The following is a 16,171-nucleotide window of genomic DNA, read 5'->3' as shown; positions in this document are numbered from 1 at the left end:
CTTATTTCAGTTCCTTCACCGTTTCGCCTTCCACCAGTTGTGTTACGCCGGCTATTATTACCGTTTCCCCTGCTTTCAGTCCTTTCGAGATAAAGGCCTGTGCGTCTCCCGTCGGAGAGTAAACGGTTACTTCACGGCGGTTTACCTGATTCCCGTTCAGTACCCACACGTAGGTTTTGTTTCCTTCGCTTTCACCGAATATGGCACTCAGGGGCACTACCGTCATGGTTTCTTCCAGGAACGGACCTACATCGGCCGAGAAGCGGATGCTGCACGTGAAACCCGGTTTCACCTCATACAGGGCATGGTCGAAAGCGGGATCGTCGATGGTGATCGTCACCGGGATACCCGTACCGTCCGTCGAGATGTCGAGATATTCCTCCAGTTTGGCATTGAAGATGTGTCCGCGGTATGTATCGAACTCCACGCGGAAGTGTTGGTCTTTGGAACGGAGCAGATAAAGGTAAGCATCGGGGATGGTGAACTTGATGCGTAGTTTCTTGGTGTTGACCAGCTGCACAATGCCTTCGCCCGAGTTCACGCGCTGATAGTTCTCCACTAACCTTTTCTCGATAGACCCGTCGAAAGGGGCGGTCAGTTTGGTGTCGCGCATATTGTTGCTCGAAAGTTCGTAAGCCGATTTCTTTTGTTGGAAAGTCGATACGCTGATTTCATATTCTTGTACCGAGATAGCCTGCCGTGCCAATAATCGTTTGTTACGTTCCACTTGGGCAGCGGCGGTTTCGTAAGCCGATTTGTCTGCTGCATACTGTAAGGCCAGGTCGCGCGGATCGATGGCCGCAATCAGTTGTCCTTTTTTGACCCGTTGTCCTTCTACCACCGGCAGGTTGATGATCTGTCCGCTCACGCGGAAGGCCAGTTTCACATAGTCTACAGCTTCTACAATGCCCGAAAAGTCCTTTCTGATTTCCGACCGGGACTCTACCCTGGCCGTCTTTACGGGGCGTACTGTTGCCGCATTGTCTTCTTTCTTTTGTCCGCAAGCCGTTAATAGAATAAGTGCTGCGAGGATACATCCATAGTTTTTTCTCATATTTCCCATTGATTAAGAGTCTGTTTAGTCTCATTTTGAGGGGGCAAAGATATGAAACTGAAAAACTATAAACAGTTTTCCGGTTTGATAATTTAATATTATTAACAACCTGAGGCGGGTGTGGCGAGACTTGGTAACGATGAACGAGAACTCACCACGGAGGACACAGAGGACACAGAGTTTTAATCTCTTGTTTATAGGATTATTTTAAGAGAAAATCTTCTCTGTGTCCTCTGTGTCCTCTGTGGTGAGCCCTCGTTCATCGTTGAAAACCGTTGATCGTTTATTTCTGCCTCGGTACAGTCAAATCTTTACCCTTTTTCAGGTTATAAACAACTTCGGAGATACGGATGTTCAACTCACATCCTTCTAAAAGAGAGATTTTTATCGCCTGTTTTTCAACTTTCATCTGCAGGGTGCATCCACGGAAATTTACTTTGAATGTATAGCTGTCCCACGCTTGGGGGATGATGGGGTTGAAGTCGAGCTGTCCGTCCAGTATTTTCATTCCCGCAAATCCGCGTACGATGACCTGCCAACTTCCCGCCATGCTTGTGATGTGCAACCCTTGGTGCACCTCATTATTATAGTCGTCCAGATCCAGGCGCGTGGCATGCAGGAAGAGGCGGTAGGCTTCTTCCGTGTCGCCTATCCAGGCAGCCAGAATGGCGTGGACAAAAGGTGACAGGGATGATTCGTGTACGGTACGGGGTTCGTAGAACCGGAAGTTCCGGAGAATCGTTTCACGGTCAAAGTTTTCGTAATACAGGAACAGTCCTAACAGCACGTCGCTCTGCTTGATGTAGCACGAACGCAGGATACGGTCCCATGACCACCATTGGTTGATCGGCCGTTCGTTTGCCGGGATATCGTCCACCGTGGTCAGCTCCTTGTCCGGATAGCCGTCATCCTGTATGAAGATGCCCTGTTGTTCGTCCCGGGGGAAATACATTCCGTCGATGATCTTCTGCCAGCGCGAAGTCTCTTCGGCATAATTGAAGCGGGTGACACGGCGCACCCGTGCATACTCTTCCGGAAATTCGTGGGCCACCATCTCGATGCTGTCTATGGTGCTTTGCAGGCATTGCACGCAGGAGAAGTTGGTGTACCAGTTGTTGTTTACGTTGTTTTCGTACTCGTTAGGCCCCGTCACTCCCAACAGCACAAATTTTTGCCGTGCCTGCGAGTAGGATACCCGCTGGCTCCAGAACCGGCAGATGGCAATCATTACCTCCAGTCCGTAGCGGGCAATGTACTCTTTGTTGCCTGTCACCCTGGCATACTGCATGATGGCATATACTATGATGTTGTTGCGGTGTATCTCTTCGAAAGTGATTTCCCACTCGTTGTGGCATTCTTCTCCGTGGATGGTCACCATCGGATAGAGTGCCGCCCCGTCGGTAAATCCCAGTTTACGTGCGTTTTCGATGGCTTTGGGCAACTGGTTATAGCGGTAGAGCAACAGTTTGCGGCACACTTCTCTCGGGGTGGACAGCAGGAAGTAGGGCACACAGCACAATTCTGTGTTCCATTGCGTGTTGCCGCCGTATTTTTCTCCCGTGAATCCCTTCGGACCGATGTTCAGCCGCTCGTCGTCTCCCTGATAGCTCTGGTTCAGCTGGAAGATGTTGAACCGTATGCCCTGCTGTGCTTCCGGGTCTCCTTTGATCTCCACGTCCGTCTCCTCCCAGATTTTTGCCCACCGCTCCTTATGGGCTGCCGTCAGCGATTCCCATCCCTGCTCCCTGGCTGCTTTGGCTTCGTTCACAGCGCACTCTACCAACTCCTGACGGTCACATTGCAGCGACGACACGATGGCGGTGTACTTGATAAGAGTCACCTTCTCGCCGGGCTTCACGTCTGCTCCGGCGCTGAATCCTGTCAGTTTTTCTTTTTCTATCTTGATGGGGCTGACGCTTATCTGTTTGCTGTTCCTGAAGAACCGGTACGTCAGTGCGCAGCAGATTTGTGAATCTTCCCGCCGGGTTTGCGCCCAGAGGTAAGCGTAGTCGTTGGTGGTTTCGGCACGCAGGATGTTCCACATCTTTTCGTCGAAATTGGCGCTTTCGTGCTTTACGTCGCCGTTCAGATAGGGTACCAGCGAGATTTTGCCTTCATAGTTCACCGATGTCACACTGTATTTTATCAGACACAGGTTCTGGTTGTCCATGCTGTTGATGTGCTCTACGTGCACTTCCAGCGTGTTGCCTTTGGGCGAAGTCACCCTGAAGTCACGGTACGAGATTCCCGCCTTCATGTCCAGCCTGCGTTCATAGCTCTCCACATCCCAGTGTGCCAGATCCAGTTCCTCGTCGATCAGGCGCACGTAGATGCCGCTCCAGTCCGGAGTGTTCGGTATGCGTGAGAAGAATCGCGGGTAACCGTTTTTCCACCATCCCACACGGGTGCGGTCCAGAAAAGTGATTCCTGCTACGTATGATCCCTGCAGGGAGTCGCTGCTGTAGGACTCTTCAAAATTGCCTCGCTGTCCGAAACGTCCGTTACCGAGGCTGAATATACTTTCCGAAGCGCGAAGGTTGTCGGCGTGAAAACCTTCTTCTATGATGTTCCATTCGTCTACCTTGAGGAATTTTTTCATGGTCATTGGGATTGTGTTTTTTAGATCGGCACCTAAGATACAAAAAAAACTTCTGATGCACAATCATTGTGCATCAAAAGTCTTTTTTTTACCGTGGAGGGACACAGGGTCCCGCAGGGTATTCATGTCGATAATCGATCGTCTAAGGATTCATTGCGTTGACTCCCAATGCTCCGAGTATGGCAGTAGCCACGGCTATCACCACTTTCAGCACTTTGTGCCAGATTGTTTTTTTCATTGCTTCGTGTGTTTAAAAATATTCATTTTTATGCCGTCGGATCATCTACAATACCTCCGTCGCCTCCGTCGCCGGAGGGCGTTTCACTCTTGATGTAGAACGACACATTGTTCTCTCCTCCGCGGGTGGTAGCCGTGCTGTCGTTTGCCAGTCGCAGACTGTTGTCCACGGCAAAGCGGATATGCACACGCCTGATACCCTTTACGGTACACTCTTTTTCCGTTTCTGTTCCGGCGGAAGTCAGCGTGATGTAGAACGTACCGAGCCCGTCCACCTTCACTTTGTTTCCCTCCACCAGCGACTTTTTCAGTTGCCGGACGAATGCCTGCATGACGTGTGTCACGTCTTCCGCGCTCAGGGCTCCGGTGATTTCTATCTCTTTGGCGATGGAGGCGATGGTAGCTGTTTTGGAGCTGCCCGGCTCTTGTTTCAGATAATACTTTTGGGGCGACGATTTGTCGCTCAGATCTTTGTAGCGCTGATAGCGCATCACAGGTACTGCCATAATAAAATGTTTTTTGGATTCATAAAATGTTTTCTTTCTGTAATACATCAAGGCCTTTCTGATTACGATGTAAAGGTAGTACTTATGCTTTATCCCACAGGCTGTCCGGGGCAAGATGCGGGCATTGGCGGCTCTTTGGTTCCGTAAGTGCCTTTTTGAAGATAAAAACGGACAAGAAGCCTTGCCCGTCCACTGCTTTTTTAGTATCTTAGTACTCTGAATCAATAAGTGTCACAAAGCAAAAATGAATCCGGTTCACCACAGAGTACACGGAGGACACAGAGTTTTAAATTCTTGTTTATTAAGATATTTAAGAGAAAAATATTCTCTGTGTCCTCTGCGTCCTCTGTGGTGAACCCAACTCAAAACAAACAGTATGGAAAAGAAACCAGAAACCACAGAGAAAAAGTTCCGGATAAAGAGTTATGGCAAGTCCGAACTGGCCTCGCTCTATATGCCCGAAATCAGTCCTAAGAGTGCCGCAAGCGAATTGCGCAAATGGATCGGCAAGTCTCCCGGTCTGACGGAGGCCCTTTCCGCTACCGGGCTGCGTACTAAAGACAAGCGCTATACGCCCGCCCAGGTGGAACTGATCGTAGAGGTGATCGGCGAACCGGGATGACGATGGCGGGGCGGCCTTTCACGGCAGGAAATCGAGTGTTTTTTCAGTCTCCGCATTTCCGCCCATTCCGAACCAGTGTTTGGAGTCGAACTGTGTGTTCCGTATCCGGTCGCCGGTGCGTTCCGCCGTGGCGTCCTCTTCGCAGGGTGAGTACCGCCCGTTCACCGGGTTGAACACAAAGCTGCACTCGCCGATATTCCCTAAATGGCGGAATTTCACTTTTTTCACGTGTACCCGTGTCACACCTGCCTGCCGGTCGCGCTCTATCACCAGTCCGAAGTCACATTTATTGACGAATGCCGCCGATCCGTTGATGTCCTGCAGCGTGGGTACGGGCAGGCGTTTCGTCAGCGGGTCTGTCTGCATCTTGCGTGGATGCGCCACGAGGATGACGAGGCATTGGTGCCTTTGAGCGAAGTTTGCCAGCAGGTCGAGGAATGCCGAGATATATTGCGTTTCCGTCTGTCCGCCCGGGATGCGGTGTTCCAGCCGGTTGAAAGGGTCCAGTACCAGTATGCGGATGCCCCGCCTCCTCACCAGTTGGCGTGCCCGTTCCAGTATCGATTCTACGGTGAAATCTTCTTTGGGCAGGATGCTCGAAATGTTTTCCGCCAGATAGCGTTGCGCTTTCTCGTAGAGCATTTCGGTCATCAGTCCCTTGCGGAAACGCTGTCCGGTCAGTTTTTCGGTCAGTTTGGCCAGGTGATAGGGGAGGGGTTGGTTTTCGGGGCTGAAATAAGCTGTCCGCCATTGGTGGTTGAGGCAGAGGCGCAGCACCAGTTCGTCCGTGAACTCCGATTTTCCGTCGCCCGGGTGTCCCGTGATGACGCAGAGCCTTCCGGTCTCGAAGGTGCAGAGGTCGTCCAGGTTCTTCAGTCCCGTTTCCGCTCCCCGTGACAGTCCGTTTTCAAAAAGTATGCGCATCTCTTCGTCCACATCGACCGCTGTATATACGCCTTCCAACGGCATCTCCGGGGCGTCGGCAAGCGCCTGCGACAATGCTTCCGGACCTGCCTTTACCAAGAGCTCGTTGGCGTCTTTGCACCCTTCGCCGTAGCTGACCACCCTGCAACGTTCGCGTCCCAGGCGGCGGAGCAACTCCTGTTTCAGTTCTTCCCCTTTCGGGTCGGCATCGCCGGCTATGTAGATCACCCGCTTATCTTCGAAATGGCTGTCCACAAAGCGGTCCATCCACTTCAGGTTACGGTTGGCACCTCCGGGCACCGATATCACGTCAGTGCGCCCTGCCGTGACAAAGGCGGCTGCATCCAACTCTCCTTCGGTGATGATACATTCCGGGGTGCCTTTGATGCCGTCGATGTTGTAGGGAATCAGTTCCGCTCCGGTGAGCATTTTGAAGTGTTTATGGAGCGTGGCACGGAACTTGATGTTTACCAGCCGTCCCTCCTCCAGATAGTTGAAGCAGAGACAGGGTTCTTCAAGTCCGCTTTGGGGCATGTATTGCACCGACGAGGTGATGTGCAGTTGTTCCGCCGCGTGTGCACTGATGTGGCGTTCGTCCGCCAGCCATTTCAGTTGCACCGGGGTGAGAGGGGTTTCGTTGGCAGGTTTTTGGGGATGTTGGGGGACAGCGGTGCCGTCCAGGGCTGTTGGCCGGGGGCTTGTCCGGTTTCTTTCGGCGGGGAAGTCCACCAGCGGATCTCCTGTCTTTCGTCCGCCATGCTTTCCGCTTCCGTCGTCTGCCACTCCGCTCCATCCGCAGTAATGGCATTTGTAGAGTCCTGAGTCCAGGTCCACCGAAAGGGACTTGTCACTTTTGTTGCTTCTCTGCCCGATACATCGGGGACATTTGGTCTTGATGTGGCCTGCTGTGCGGCCGTAGGCATCAAATTCGATGCCGAGTTCACGAAAATTAAATGATTTCATGGTCGATTTCCATTTGTTTTTAGGCGTTTGCTCTAAACTTGCCGGAAACGGAAATCTGGGTAATGGTTTTGATTTCACCACAGAGGACACAGAGGGCACAGAGAGATTAATTGGCTGCGCTCTGTAGTAAGTTTTCAGACAAAAGAACAGAAGAACACATAAAGGATAATTTGTTCTTTTGTTCTTATGTCCAAAAAACTTGGTGATACTTTGTGGTGAGTTTTCAGACAGAAGAACAAAAGAACACATAAAGAATCTTTTGTTCTTTTGTTCTTTTGTCTAAAAAAAACTCTGTGCTACTCTGTGGTGGGTATCCTTAAGATAGCTTTTCTATTTCTTCAATGGGCAGACCCGTTATTTGGTGAATGGTTTCGGGCGGGAGGTTCAGTGATTTCATCTTTCGGGCGTTTTCTCTTTTCTCTTCGATCCGTCCTTTCTCAAATCCTTCCTGTCTGCCTTCTGCCAGCCCTTCTTGTCTGCCTTCCGCCAGCCCTTCTTGTCTGCCTTCCGCCAGCCCTTCTTGTCTGCCTTCCAGTGCGGCTGTACTCAGCACGTCATTTTGTATCATGACAGCATTGATATGCTCGTCATACGCCAATCGTTCTTTTTTATCCATGTTGTAATAAATCAGTTTCCGGCGTGCCTCTTCCAGTCCGGGTGCTTTCGTATCCGGGCGGATGATACCGGTTTTGAGATATTCAATCCATTCTTCGAGGGGAGTGACGGCTACTTTGTTGAATTCGTTCACCCGGATCAGGAAGTATTCGGGGAAGATTTCGGCAGGCAGTTTCCGTATGATGGCGTTCTTCTCTTTAGTGGTCACTTCAAGGAAGTCGCCTGTATGTACCCCCACGAAAGTGTTCTGCCCGTGATACAGGTAGTCGTTTCCCCGTCCGATGTCGAAATAGAGTATGCTGACGGAGTACACCTTCTTCACCTCGGAGTAGAGTTCTCCCAGTTCGATATGCTCTGTGATGGCCTTTGCCACTCCGAAGAGGATTCGCTCCAGATAATAGATTTCGCGGGTGTTCTGCACCTCTACGATGATGATTTCGTCTTTGCTGTTCCGTGCCTTGATATCCACGCGGTTGAATTTCTCGTTTTCGCGCTGTTGGTTTCCTTCACTTTCCAGTATCTCTACGATGCGTATCGGTTCGTTCAGCAGCACTGTGAGGAAACCCTCCAGCACGCCGAAGTTGGCTTTATTGCGCAACAGCCGTTTCACCGCCCAGTCAAATCGGATATATCTGTCTGTATAATCCATTATCGTACCTCCTCTTTGTATTCATATCCCGCAAATATAGCTTTTAAAAGGGATGATTCCAAATTAGAGCCTGTTTAATTTATCACAAAGTCTCACACGGAGATTAATTGGCTGCGCCCTGCCTGTTTTCAGACAGAAGAACAAAAGAACACATAAAGAATCGTTTGTTCTTCTGTCTAAAAAAACTCTGTGATATTCTGTGGTGAGTTTTCAGACAGAAGAACAAAAGAACACATAAAGAATAATTTGTTCTTTTGTTCTTTTGTCTAAAAAAAACTCCGTGATACTTTGTGGTGAGTTTTCAGACAGAAGAACAAAAGAACACATAAAGAATAATTTGTTCTTTTGTTCTTTTGTCTAAAAAAAACTCCGTGATATTCTGTGGTGAGTTTTCAGACAAAAGAACAGATGAACACATAAAGAATCTTTTGTTCTTTTGTTCTTTTGTCTAAAAAAAAACTCCGTGTTACTCTGTGGTGAATGTCCGTTTCCGATAAGTCAAAGAGCGATATTGGTTTTCTTTACGTTTCCTGCCGGCAGAGACCGTTCTCCCTGCCGCCATTAGTCTCCGGTGGTGCCGTTATTCCGTCCACTTCCCCGACTCGGAGCTCCACACGGCGTTCTCCGACGGGCGGGGCGGTGCTTCGTCCGGGATGTGCTCTCCGCAATAAGAGCGGGCTCCTGTCAGCGGGTCGTGCTGCTCAAAGCGGTAAGCGTCTGCTCGGCGTTCGGTTGCTTCCAGGCGGTTCAGCACAGTGTCCAGCGCCTGCCGGGTGGCAGAGCCGCGACGGATGAAGTTGCTGAAGTAACTTTTGGCGTCGGCTATGGAGAAGAGGGTTTGCTCTTTGCCATACGTCACGATATGTTGCTTGAAGAATGTCCGGATGTGTGGCAGCAGCTCCATGAAGCGGAAGCCCATGCCTGAGTGCATGGCCTGCACCTCCAGCCACGACTGTTCGCCGAAAGCACTCTCCACGTATGTTTCCCAGCTTTGCGGCGAGGGCTGTCGGGGCGGTTCCGTTATTGGGACGGAAGGAGGCTCGGGGGCAGCCCTGATTATCTCTTCTTCTTCTTCTTTTTCTTTTAATATATTCTTTTTCTTACACCGTGTTGCGGTGAAACGCCCGTTGGCAGCACGTTTCACGGTGACTTTCACCCCACCCGCGGTGGTGGCTCCGGCAACCGCAGTCCCGGTTGCAGCGGATTCTCGACGGTCCGTCCCGGTTGAAATGCGGTTCCGGACGGGGGTATCCGGTTCGGTGTTCATCTCTTCGTCGAGATAGATGCTTGAGAAGCTGCGCCCGTTTTCGTCTTCCGTGTAGAGGCGGAACAGGCGGAAGTCGCACACTATCTTTTGCAGCTTTTCCAGGGATACATTCCAGCGGCGTGCCAGTGCAGGCAGTGAAGCAAAGGCGCAGCGATACCCCTCGTGTTGTCGTAACTCGGCCAGCAGGACGGTATAGATGCCTATGCCTTCTATGCCGTTCTGTTCGCATAGGGCGATCACCCGGTCGTCGGACATCATGCTGACGCGATAGCGGAAAAATAATTCGTATTTCATAATAGTGCAAGTTAAATGATTTGATTCTGTGCAGAATGCTTTCTTTCAAACCTATTCTGCAGCAGCAAAGGTAGGGCTTCGGGTGCGTATTTCCATATAATCCTCCGGGGGCGTTCTACGCCTTCCGGAGTGTTTCTTCATTGTTTTTCTCTTTCATCTCGTTCCAGAGCTTAAACAGCTCTCTTTCAATGTATTCCTCCGATACGGACTGTTGGGGACGGTAGATGCTCCGGAAGTCATAGGCACGGCATAGCTGGTGTGTCAGATGGGGGATGAACGGCTTGTCCGGATCGAAGGTATCAAGACTGACCGCATTCCGGAGAGCAAACGTAAGTAACTGATTTCTTTCTCTTTGTATGACAATTCGATCCTCTTTCGTAGAGTAAATCTTGTTACATACTTCCAGAATCTCTTCCGGGTCTTCAAACACTAATTTCAGGCTTCCTTCGTTGATTTCAGCCTGACATTTAAAAAAAATTCTTTCTTCATTCTTTTATTATTATTTACAATAAATGAAGCTGCAAAATTAAGGTATATTAGTGAAATACGAACATATTAAGAGAGACGATAACGTTGTTTAACAATTTTGGAAACTTCATATACATTATTATATATCATTGATTATAAGTGTGGTATTGAAGTATTAGTGTTTCAAAAAACGTACGTCTTTTGGCACAAAAATAATGTCTTCTTTTTGTTTATCCAAATAATTTATAAATAATATTTTTTGAAAAATATGTTTTATTCTGTCAAAAGCCGTGTTGGTGGGTGCTTTCGCTTGTTTGGAACTTCTGCTCAATGGCCGATGGACTTGAAAAGCTGATACATAGAGATACAGGCGAAAAGACGAAAAACAGTGTTTCAAAAGACGTACGTTTTTTGAAACACAAACGAAACGGTATGAATTATAGTTTTGAGACTAAGTGGATTGAATATCAAGATGTTAAATCCGATTTTCGATTCTGTGAATACACTTGTCCTGCACAAAACTGCATGGAAGAGAACTCAGGTGAACAGTTCCTCCTGCTTTTTCTGCAGCGGGGAGTGGCAGTGGTGTCTTTGCCGGATAGCGGCATGGAGACGGAAGTCAGATCCAAACAAATGGTATTTATTCCTTCGTATACCCGTTGGTTGGTTTCTGCCCAAGAGTGCTGTTATTTTCTTTGTGTCAGTTTCCGGCATTTGCGTCATGCTCCTTTCCGTCCTTTTTTACAAGCACTTGAAATGGTGGCCGATCAGATAACCTATCGTTTTGGAGTTTTGCGTATGTGCCCTGCAGTGTGTGAACTGGTGACCGATTTACGCCGGCAACTTTGCACCGGCAGTTCCGATTGGCCCTTTGACCCTTTCGATATGTTTCTCGCAGTGTATGTGCACTATCCTTTCGAAGACTTGGCACGTTTTCATTATCCCTATCTGAAAAATCTGAAAAACGAGTGAATATGAACCGGATACTTATCTCTATTCTTATGTTGGCAATCGGGGTGTTACCCTTTCGGGCCCAGCAACGGTTGGCGTTGAAGGTGAACTTGCTGCATGCGGCTACCACCACGCCTAACCTCGGAGTGGAGTATGCCTTTTCGCCTCGTATGAGTGCGGAGATCTGGGGCGCCTACAATCTGATTGATTTCCGGGGAGACTTCAGTTTGAGGCATTATCTGGCTGAAGTGGAGACGCGTTATTGGTTCGATCGTCCGTTTAGCCGCCACTTTGTGGGGGCACATGCTTTGGCGGGGCGGTTCGATGTGGGCGGCATCCCTTTTATACATGCGCTGAAACACCATCATTATCGGGGTACTGTCTATGGAGGCGGGCTCACTTATGGATATTATCACCGACTGGCGGGACGTTGGGGGATAGAGGCGTCGCTCGGTGTGGGATATGCCCTTCTGAAGTACGATCGTTATCGTTGCCGGGGATGCGCTGTGATGGAAGCACGTTTTAAGCGACATTATTGGGGGCCTACCCGTGCGGCGGTTTCCCTGGTTTATCGTCTGGGATGCCCGCCTGCCGCTACGGCTCCGTCCGATGCACGTACTGCCTACGAAATGTCGCTCCGCGACCGGCGCGAAGCGGATAGTCTCCGCCTGGTGCTGAGTCGGATAGAAGAACAGAACGAACGTTATCGCCGGGCATTGGACAGCCTGCACGCCGGACGCGATACACTCACGGCATCGGGCAACCTGCGGTTAGAGTCGGGGCGGGGCGTGATGTATATCCAATACCCGGTCAATGTCACCCGGGTGTTGCCTGCTTTCTCCACTAACCGGAGGGAGCTGGCGCGCATCGACAGCCTGCTGCGTCCTCTGCTGGCGGATACTACAGTGACGGTGCGCTCCATCCGGCTCACCGGCTATGCTTCGCCCGAGGGACGTTATGATCATAATGTGAATTTGGCTAACCGCCGCATTGTGGGTGTGATGGAATATCTGAGCGAGGTATATGATTTGCCTAATCATTCGGTATTCAATCTGAAAGCGGTTGCCGAGGATTGGGAAGGGCTTGAAGAGATGGTGATCCGCCGAAATCCGTCGTGGGCGGCGGATGCCTTGCGTATCATCCGCGAAGTGCCTCTTTTTGACGGACGTGAACTGCGACTGATGGAGATAGGACACGGTGATCCTTACCGGACGATGTTGAAGGATTGGTTCCCCGGACTGAGGCGCACTGAGTTTGTGGTGGAATGGGAAAGAAAAAAAAGTGAGCAACCTTGAAAACAACGACAGACATATTTGCAACTTTAAGCGCTTCTCCTTCCGCTTTCCTGCGGCGGAAGGAGGTGTGGAGGCATTGGAAGTGGCCGGCTTTTGTATACCTCCTCTTCCTGGCTTCATGTACCCTGGAGTATGAAATGCGGACATGTCCCTACAATGTGCTGATACATTATGTGACTTCCGACGGGCGCGGCTTTGCTACGGGAGATTATCCGGTGGAGGACTTCCGCCAGTTTGTTTATACCGAGGACAGTGTGCTGGTGGGAGAGTTTCCGGGTGATTCGTGCGAGGCGGGGGTGGGCATGCTTACACTGCCGCCCGGCACCTACCGGCTGGTGGTGTGGGGCAATGCGCCCGGCGGAAGTTGCCGTATGGAGGAGACAAATCCGCACGGTAGCCGTATGGAGGACGGCAGGCTGCATGCCTTGCCCTATGGTGGCAAAGAGGCTTCGGCGGAGTATGCCAACGTAGGCAGGCTTTATTATGGAACCGCTACATTCAAGGTATCCGAATATGGAGTGAACGAGTTGACCGTGGGGCTGATGCATGCCCACGCCCGGCTTAACCTGACAGTGGAGTGGAAGGGCGACATCCCTGCGGAGGTACGTTCGGCCCGGTCGCCGGTGATGCGCCTGCGCGGATTGCATACCGCCTACCACTTCTGCGGCGGCGAAACCTGGGGAGATTATACCTTCCCGAAGCAGGATACCGGTGTACCTCTGTCGGTCTATCGGGCTGCTGCCGTCATCGAGTCCGGTTTTCAGGTCAAGGCATCCTTTGTCACCCTCCGCCTCACCGACGGGAGCCGTCTCGTACTGGAGCTCACCGAACAAGGAGAAGGGTTGATGAAAGAGATAGACCTCAGCCGCTATTTCGATGTCATGGGCATCGGGCTGAGCCGGAACATTTGTCAGGAGTTCGATCTCACGGTGCGGATCGGCAAAGACCAGACGCTGATTATGCAAACCCACCCCTCCGGATGGCAGGAGGGAGGAAGCATAGGGGCCAATTAGACGGAATGGAAATGAAAAACTAAAATAGAAATGAATACAACTCACCACAGATTACACGGATTCTCACAGATTAATAATTTATTTTACTGGGAGTTAAACTAAAATATCTGTGTTAATCTGTGTAATCTGTGGTGAATAATACTCAAAACCAGATGAAAATGAATACGAAACGATCTTTACTAACATCCCTCTGCTGTTTTCTGCTTGCCGCCTGTACGGTAGAGGTGGAGCAGGGGGGAGCGTCCGGGAGCGGACAGATAACGTTGCGCCCCGGAGAGATGGAAGCCAGTATCCGGCTCTCCGGCCTGGGTGGAGGTGGCGGAGTGCCCGTCAGCCGAGCGGCTACGGATGCGGTGGTGCTGCCGGGCGAAAACGAGGTGAAAGAATTGCTGGTGTATTGCTTCGTCAATATCCGGCAGGACGGGACGGTATTCTCCGAAGAGGAGATGGAAATGCCGGGTTCTTCCGGGGAATCGACCCTGGAGCGTGTCTACCGCTATACGGAGGGAGCGGCGGACAATGACCTGTTGCTGACCTCCGACGGGGATGGCTACCGGGTCACGTTCGGCGTGCCCAGGGACGAATACCGCCGTTGCTTCAAGCTGGTGGCGAATGGGGGTGGTGTGCCTGCCGATGTGGTGGCGGTCTCCATTAAGGACAGCGGCACGGGTGCGCTTGCCGACCGCAGCACGGCCACCCGTTTCGTGAGTGTGGGTTGCCCGCAGTTCTTCCCGGCCGGAGGGCGGGAGGGTACCCCGCTTAGCCTGGCCCCCATCGCCTGCCCCCTCTGCATGATGGGAACCGGATACTGGCGGCAGGAACTGACGGGAGGAGGCTATCAGGAGAAAAACTACTTTACCGCCGAAAAGCTGGCGCAAGGCGTCCGGGTGGATCTCGCCCGGCAGGCGGCGCGCTTTGACATTGACAATCCCGCCGCCTCCGGTTTCGAGCTCCGCTCGGTCAAGGTCAGCGACATCGGCGAGTGGAAATTCAACGCGGAAGGGAGAGAACAGATTTCCACCCGCGGATACTATCCCGATCTCCCTGTGGAGAATGCCGAATTTCTCCCGGCGGTGTTCTATCTGCCCCAGCTTGACTATTGGGGCGGAACAGGCAATGACGGCGGCACGCTCAAGATCGAACTGGCGGGCGTGCTCTACGGGGGGGAGACGACGCTGGTCATTACCGACGGCCGAAGCTGGTTCAAGCCCAACACCCGCTACCTGATAACCATTAAGAATTCCGCCGGAAACGCGGTGGCGTCTCTCCGTGCCATGCCCTGGGACGATGGGCACGGCATCGAGGGCGATGTCTTCGGGAAACTGAACGCCGGGGCGACGGTGGCGCTGAATGCCGACATGGGCGAGGCCGGCAGCATAGCGGAAATAGATGCCGACAACCGGGTGATCCATTTTTCCCGGCTTTCGGGCGGCGGCAGAGAGAGGGTGGCAGACCCTTGGATGCCTCTGATCACCTTTACCGGAGCTGCCGGAGACGCAAACCCTATCGGCGTGATCATGCCGGCGGATGCCCCCCTGTTTTCGATGGGAACGGCAAGTACCGCTACAGGCACCTACGTCGTGCCGTTGAGGCTGGCCAAGTCGGATGCCGCTTCGGGAAAGCAGTTGATGGAAAGTTTCCGGGCTCCCGAAACCTATAAGATCAGCCTCGTGACTCACCGTACGGACGCCGCTACCGGGGCGAAAACCCAGCAGGTGGACGAATATACCCTGAAGGTGGACTATCTGCTGCCATCCCTGCTGAACACTGTTTTGGGCAATGCTACGAATGCCGCGCAATACTTCCCGCCTGTGACCATCACTCCGCCCGACGACACGTGGCGGGTGGACGAGGTGAATCATAAAATCACTCTTCCCGTCTTTCCCTATTCGGGAAGCGTGCCTTTCGTGCTGGAAGATGCGGGATTCGCGTCCGGCTGGACAGAACAGGCCGGATGGCTGGAGTGGCAGAGGAAGATAATGATTGGTGAGGGTCAGAGTCAGAACTTTCTCCTGATGTCCGACAATTTCTACAGCTCCGTGCCCCGCACCGGGAGCCTGACACTCCGGTGCTGGAACAGTACTACCAACCGATTGGAGACTACCGTCTATACCCTGGAGCAGGAGGCGGGAGGGGGAGACGCGACGAAGCTCACCTCCGCCGGCTATGAAGTGGATTGTTCCCAGACGGCGAATAGCGGAACGGTCACCGGTATCTCCTGCTCCGGAAATACGCTGAGCATTGCCGATAATGGAGGGGTGGCTAATCCTGATGGATACTGCGTAAGTATCCGCAGCAAAGACCGGAATCCCATCCTGGTGGAGATTGTGCAGGGAGCCGCGTGGATGAAGTTGGTACCTTGTTCGCGAAGGATAGACGGAACGTCTGGTGGCGATGCTAATGATGCCGATGCCGGCCACTACATGATGGGGCTGTATATAGATGCCAACAGCGCATCCTCAGCCCGCACCGGACGGATCAACATCAGCTACCACGACGGGAGCGGCGGACTGAAAACTGAAACGCTCACCGTCAGCCAGGGGAAGAACAGCGGGGCCGTCGGTACTTGGAGCGGCTTTTAACGCTAATAGAAATGAATACGGTTCACCACAGAGGACACAGAGGACACAGAGTTTTAATCTCTTGTTTATTAGGATATTTAAGAGAAATATATTCTCTGTGTCCTCTGTGTCCTCTGTGGTGAACATCAAAAA

Annotated in this window: 14 protein-coding genes; 5 read left to right on the top strand and 9 right to left on the bottom strand. The window is 51.7% G+C overall.

The window, feature by feature from the left end; all coding sequences use genetic code 11:
• Position 1: 1 nt before the first annotated feature.
• The 4 genes from R3O62_RS19855 to R3O62_RS19840 form a co-directional block, all read right to left on the bottom strand.
• Positions 2-1,054: an efflux RND transporter periplasmic adaptor subunit gene (locus R3O62_RS19855; protein ID WP_005807695.1), complete on the bottom strand. Its 1,053-nt coding sequence runs from the start codon at positions 1,052-1,054 to the stop codon at positions 2-4.
• 283 nt (positions 1,055-1,337) lie between these two features.
• A complete protein-coding gene (locus R3O62_RS19850; protein ID WP_317472833.1) occupies positions 1,338-3,653 on the bottom strand; it encodes a family 65 glycosyl hydrolase domain-containing protein in 2,316 nt (771 codons plus the stop codon).
• Positions 3,654-3,795: 142 nt separating this feature from the next.
• On the bottom strand, positions 3,796-3,891 hold the full coding sequence (locus tag R3O62_RS19845) for a smalltalk protein (protein ID WP_005807693.1): 96 nt from the start codon (positions 3,889-3,891) through the stop codon (positions 3,796-3,798).
• Between the two features lie 28 nt (positions 3,892-3,919).
• On the bottom strand, positions 3,920-4,399 hold the full coding sequence (locus R3O62_RS19840; RefSeq protein ID WP_234058553.1) for an HU family DNA-binding protein: 480 nt from the start codon (positions 4,397-4,399) through the stop codon (positions 3,920-3,922).
• A gap of 373 nt (positions 4,400-4,772) precedes the next feature.
• Between R3O62_RS19840 and R3O62_RS19835 the strand changes: the two genes are divergently transcribed.
• On the top strand, positions 4,773-5,018 hold the full coding sequence (locus tag R3O62_RS19835; RefSeq protein WP_250702740.1) for a DUF4248 domain-containing protein: 246 nt from the start codon (positions 4,773-4,775) through the stop codon (positions 5,016-5,018).
• Positions 5,019-5,036: 18 nt separating this feature from the next.
• Here R3O62_RS19835 and R3O62_RS19830 read toward each other — a convergent pair whose 3' ends face one another.
• The 4 genes from R3O62_RS19830 to R3O62_RS19815 form a co-directional block, all read right to left on the bottom strand.
• The gene (locus R3O62_RS19830) at positions 5,037-6,905 is read right to left on the bottom strand and encodes a bifunctional DNA primase/helicase (protein WP_317472821.1); all 1,869 of its coding nucleotides are present in this window, start codon (positions 6,903-6,905) and stop codon (positions 5,037-5,039) included.
• A 316-nt stretch (positions 6,906-7,221) separates the two neighbouring features.
• Complete coding sequence (locus R3O62_RS19825) at positions 7,222-8,172, bottom strand: Rpn family recombination-promoting nuclease/putative transposase (RefSeq protein ID WP_317472832.1); 951 nt, start codon at positions 8,170-8,172, stop codon at positions 7,222-7,224.
• A 577-nt stretch (positions 8,173-8,749) separates the two neighbouring features.
• Positions 8,750-9,730, bottom strand: coding sequence for a Lin1244/Lin1753 domain-containing protein (locus R3O62_RS19820; RefSeq protein ID WP_317472820.1), 981 nt, complete (start codon positions 9,728-9,730; stop codon positions 8,750-8,752).
• Between the two features lie 115 nt (positions 9,731-9,845).
• Positions 9,846-10,160 (bottom strand): hypothetical protein, encoded by a 315-nt coding sequence (locus R3O62_RS19815; protein WP_005807684.1) that lies wholly within the window; start codon positions 10,158-10,160, stop codon positions 9,846-9,848.
• A gap of 563 nt (positions 10,161-10,723) precedes the next feature.
• On the opposite strand from R3O62_RS19815, the gene R3O62_RS19810 reads away from it, so the two are divergent.
• From R3O62_RS19810 to R3O62_RS19800, 3 genes are read left to right on the top strand one after another with little or no spacing between them, the layout of a single operon-like run.
• Positions 10,724-11,170, top strand: a complete 447-nt coding sequence (locus R3O62_RS19810; protein ID WP_137570179.1) for a hypothetical protein — start codon at positions 10,724-10,726, stop codon at positions 11,168-11,170.
• 2 nt (positions 11,171-11,172) lie between these two features.
• On the top strand, positions 11,173-12,444 hold the full coding sequence (locus R3O62_RS19805) for a DUF3575 domain-containing protein (RefSeq protein ID WP_165015600.1): 1,272 nt from the start codon (positions 11,173-11,175) through the stop codon (positions 12,442-12,444).
• Positions 12,441-13,457 (top strand): FimB/Mfa2 family fimbrial subunit, encoded by a 1,017-nt coding sequence (locus R3O62_RS19800; RefSeq protein ID WP_317472819.1) that lies wholly within the window; start codon positions 12,441-12,443, stop codon positions 13,455-13,457. The genes R3O62_RS19805 and R3O62_RS19800 overlap by 4 nt, the downstream gene beginning before the upstream one ends.
• Before the next feature lie 142 nt (positions 13,458-13,599).
• On the opposite strand, the gene R3O62_RS19795 is transcribed toward R3O62_RS19800, so the two are convergent.
• Complete coding sequence (locus R3O62_RS19795) at positions 13,600-13,866, bottom strand: hypothetical protein (protein ID WP_137572281.1); 267 nt, start codon at positions 13,864-13,866, stop codon at positions 13,600-13,602.
• Between the two features lie 847 nt (positions 13,867-14,713).
• Here R3O62_RS19795 and R3O62_RS19790 point away from each other — a divergent pair.
• On the top strand, positions 14,714-16,039 hold the full coding sequence (locus R3O62_RS19790; protein WP_317472818.1) for a hypothetical protein: 1,326 nt from the start codon (positions 14,714-14,716) through the stop codon (positions 16,037-16,039).
• The last annotated feature ends 132 nt before the right edge of the window (positions 16,040-16,171 follow it).

It is taken from the genome of Bacteroides hominis (assembly GCF_033042785.2).
Lineage (GTDB): Bacteria > Bacteroidota > Bacteroidia > Bacteroidales > Bacteroidaceae > Bacteroides > Bacteroides hominis.
This window is presented reverse-complemented; position numbering and strand designations above follow the sequence as displayed.

What these genes read in the sequence shown, in the direction of transcription:
- R3O62_RS19835 (WP_250702740.1), top strand. Translation starts at nt 4,773, where the DNA reads ATGGAAAAGAAACCAGAAACCACAGAGAAAAAGTTCCGGATAAAGAGT.
- R3O62_RS19850 (WP_317472833.1), bottom strand. Translation starts at nt 3,653, where the DNA reads ATGAAAAAATTCCTCAAGGTAGACGAATGGAACATCATAGAAGAAGGT.
- R3O62_RS19805 (WP_165015600.1), top strand. Translation starts at nt 11,173, where the DNA reads ATGAACCGGATACTTATCTCTATTCTTATGTTGGCAATCGGGGTGTTA.
- R3O62_RS19810 (WP_137570179.1), top strand. Translation starts at nt 10,724, where the DNA reads ATGGAAGAGAACTCAGGTGAACAGTTCCTCCTGCTTTTTCTGCAGCGG.
- R3O62_RS19845 (WP_005807693.1), bottom strand. Translation starts at nt 3,891, where the DNA reads ATGAAAAAAACAATCTGGCACAAAGTGCTGAAAGTGGTGATAGCCGTG.
- R3O62_RS19855 (WP_005807695.1), bottom strand. Translation starts at nt 1,054, where the DNA reads ATGAGAAAAAACTATGGATGTATCCTCGCAGCACTTATTCTATTAACG.
- R3O62_RS19820 (WP_317472820.1), bottom strand. Translation starts at nt 9,730, where the DNA reads ATGAAATACGAATTATTTTTCCGCTATCGCGTCAGCATGATGTCCGAC.
- R3O62_RS19830 (WP_317472821.1), bottom strand. Translation starts at nt 6,905, where the DNA reads ATGAAATCATTTAATTTTCGTGAACTCGGCATCGAATTTGATGCCTAC.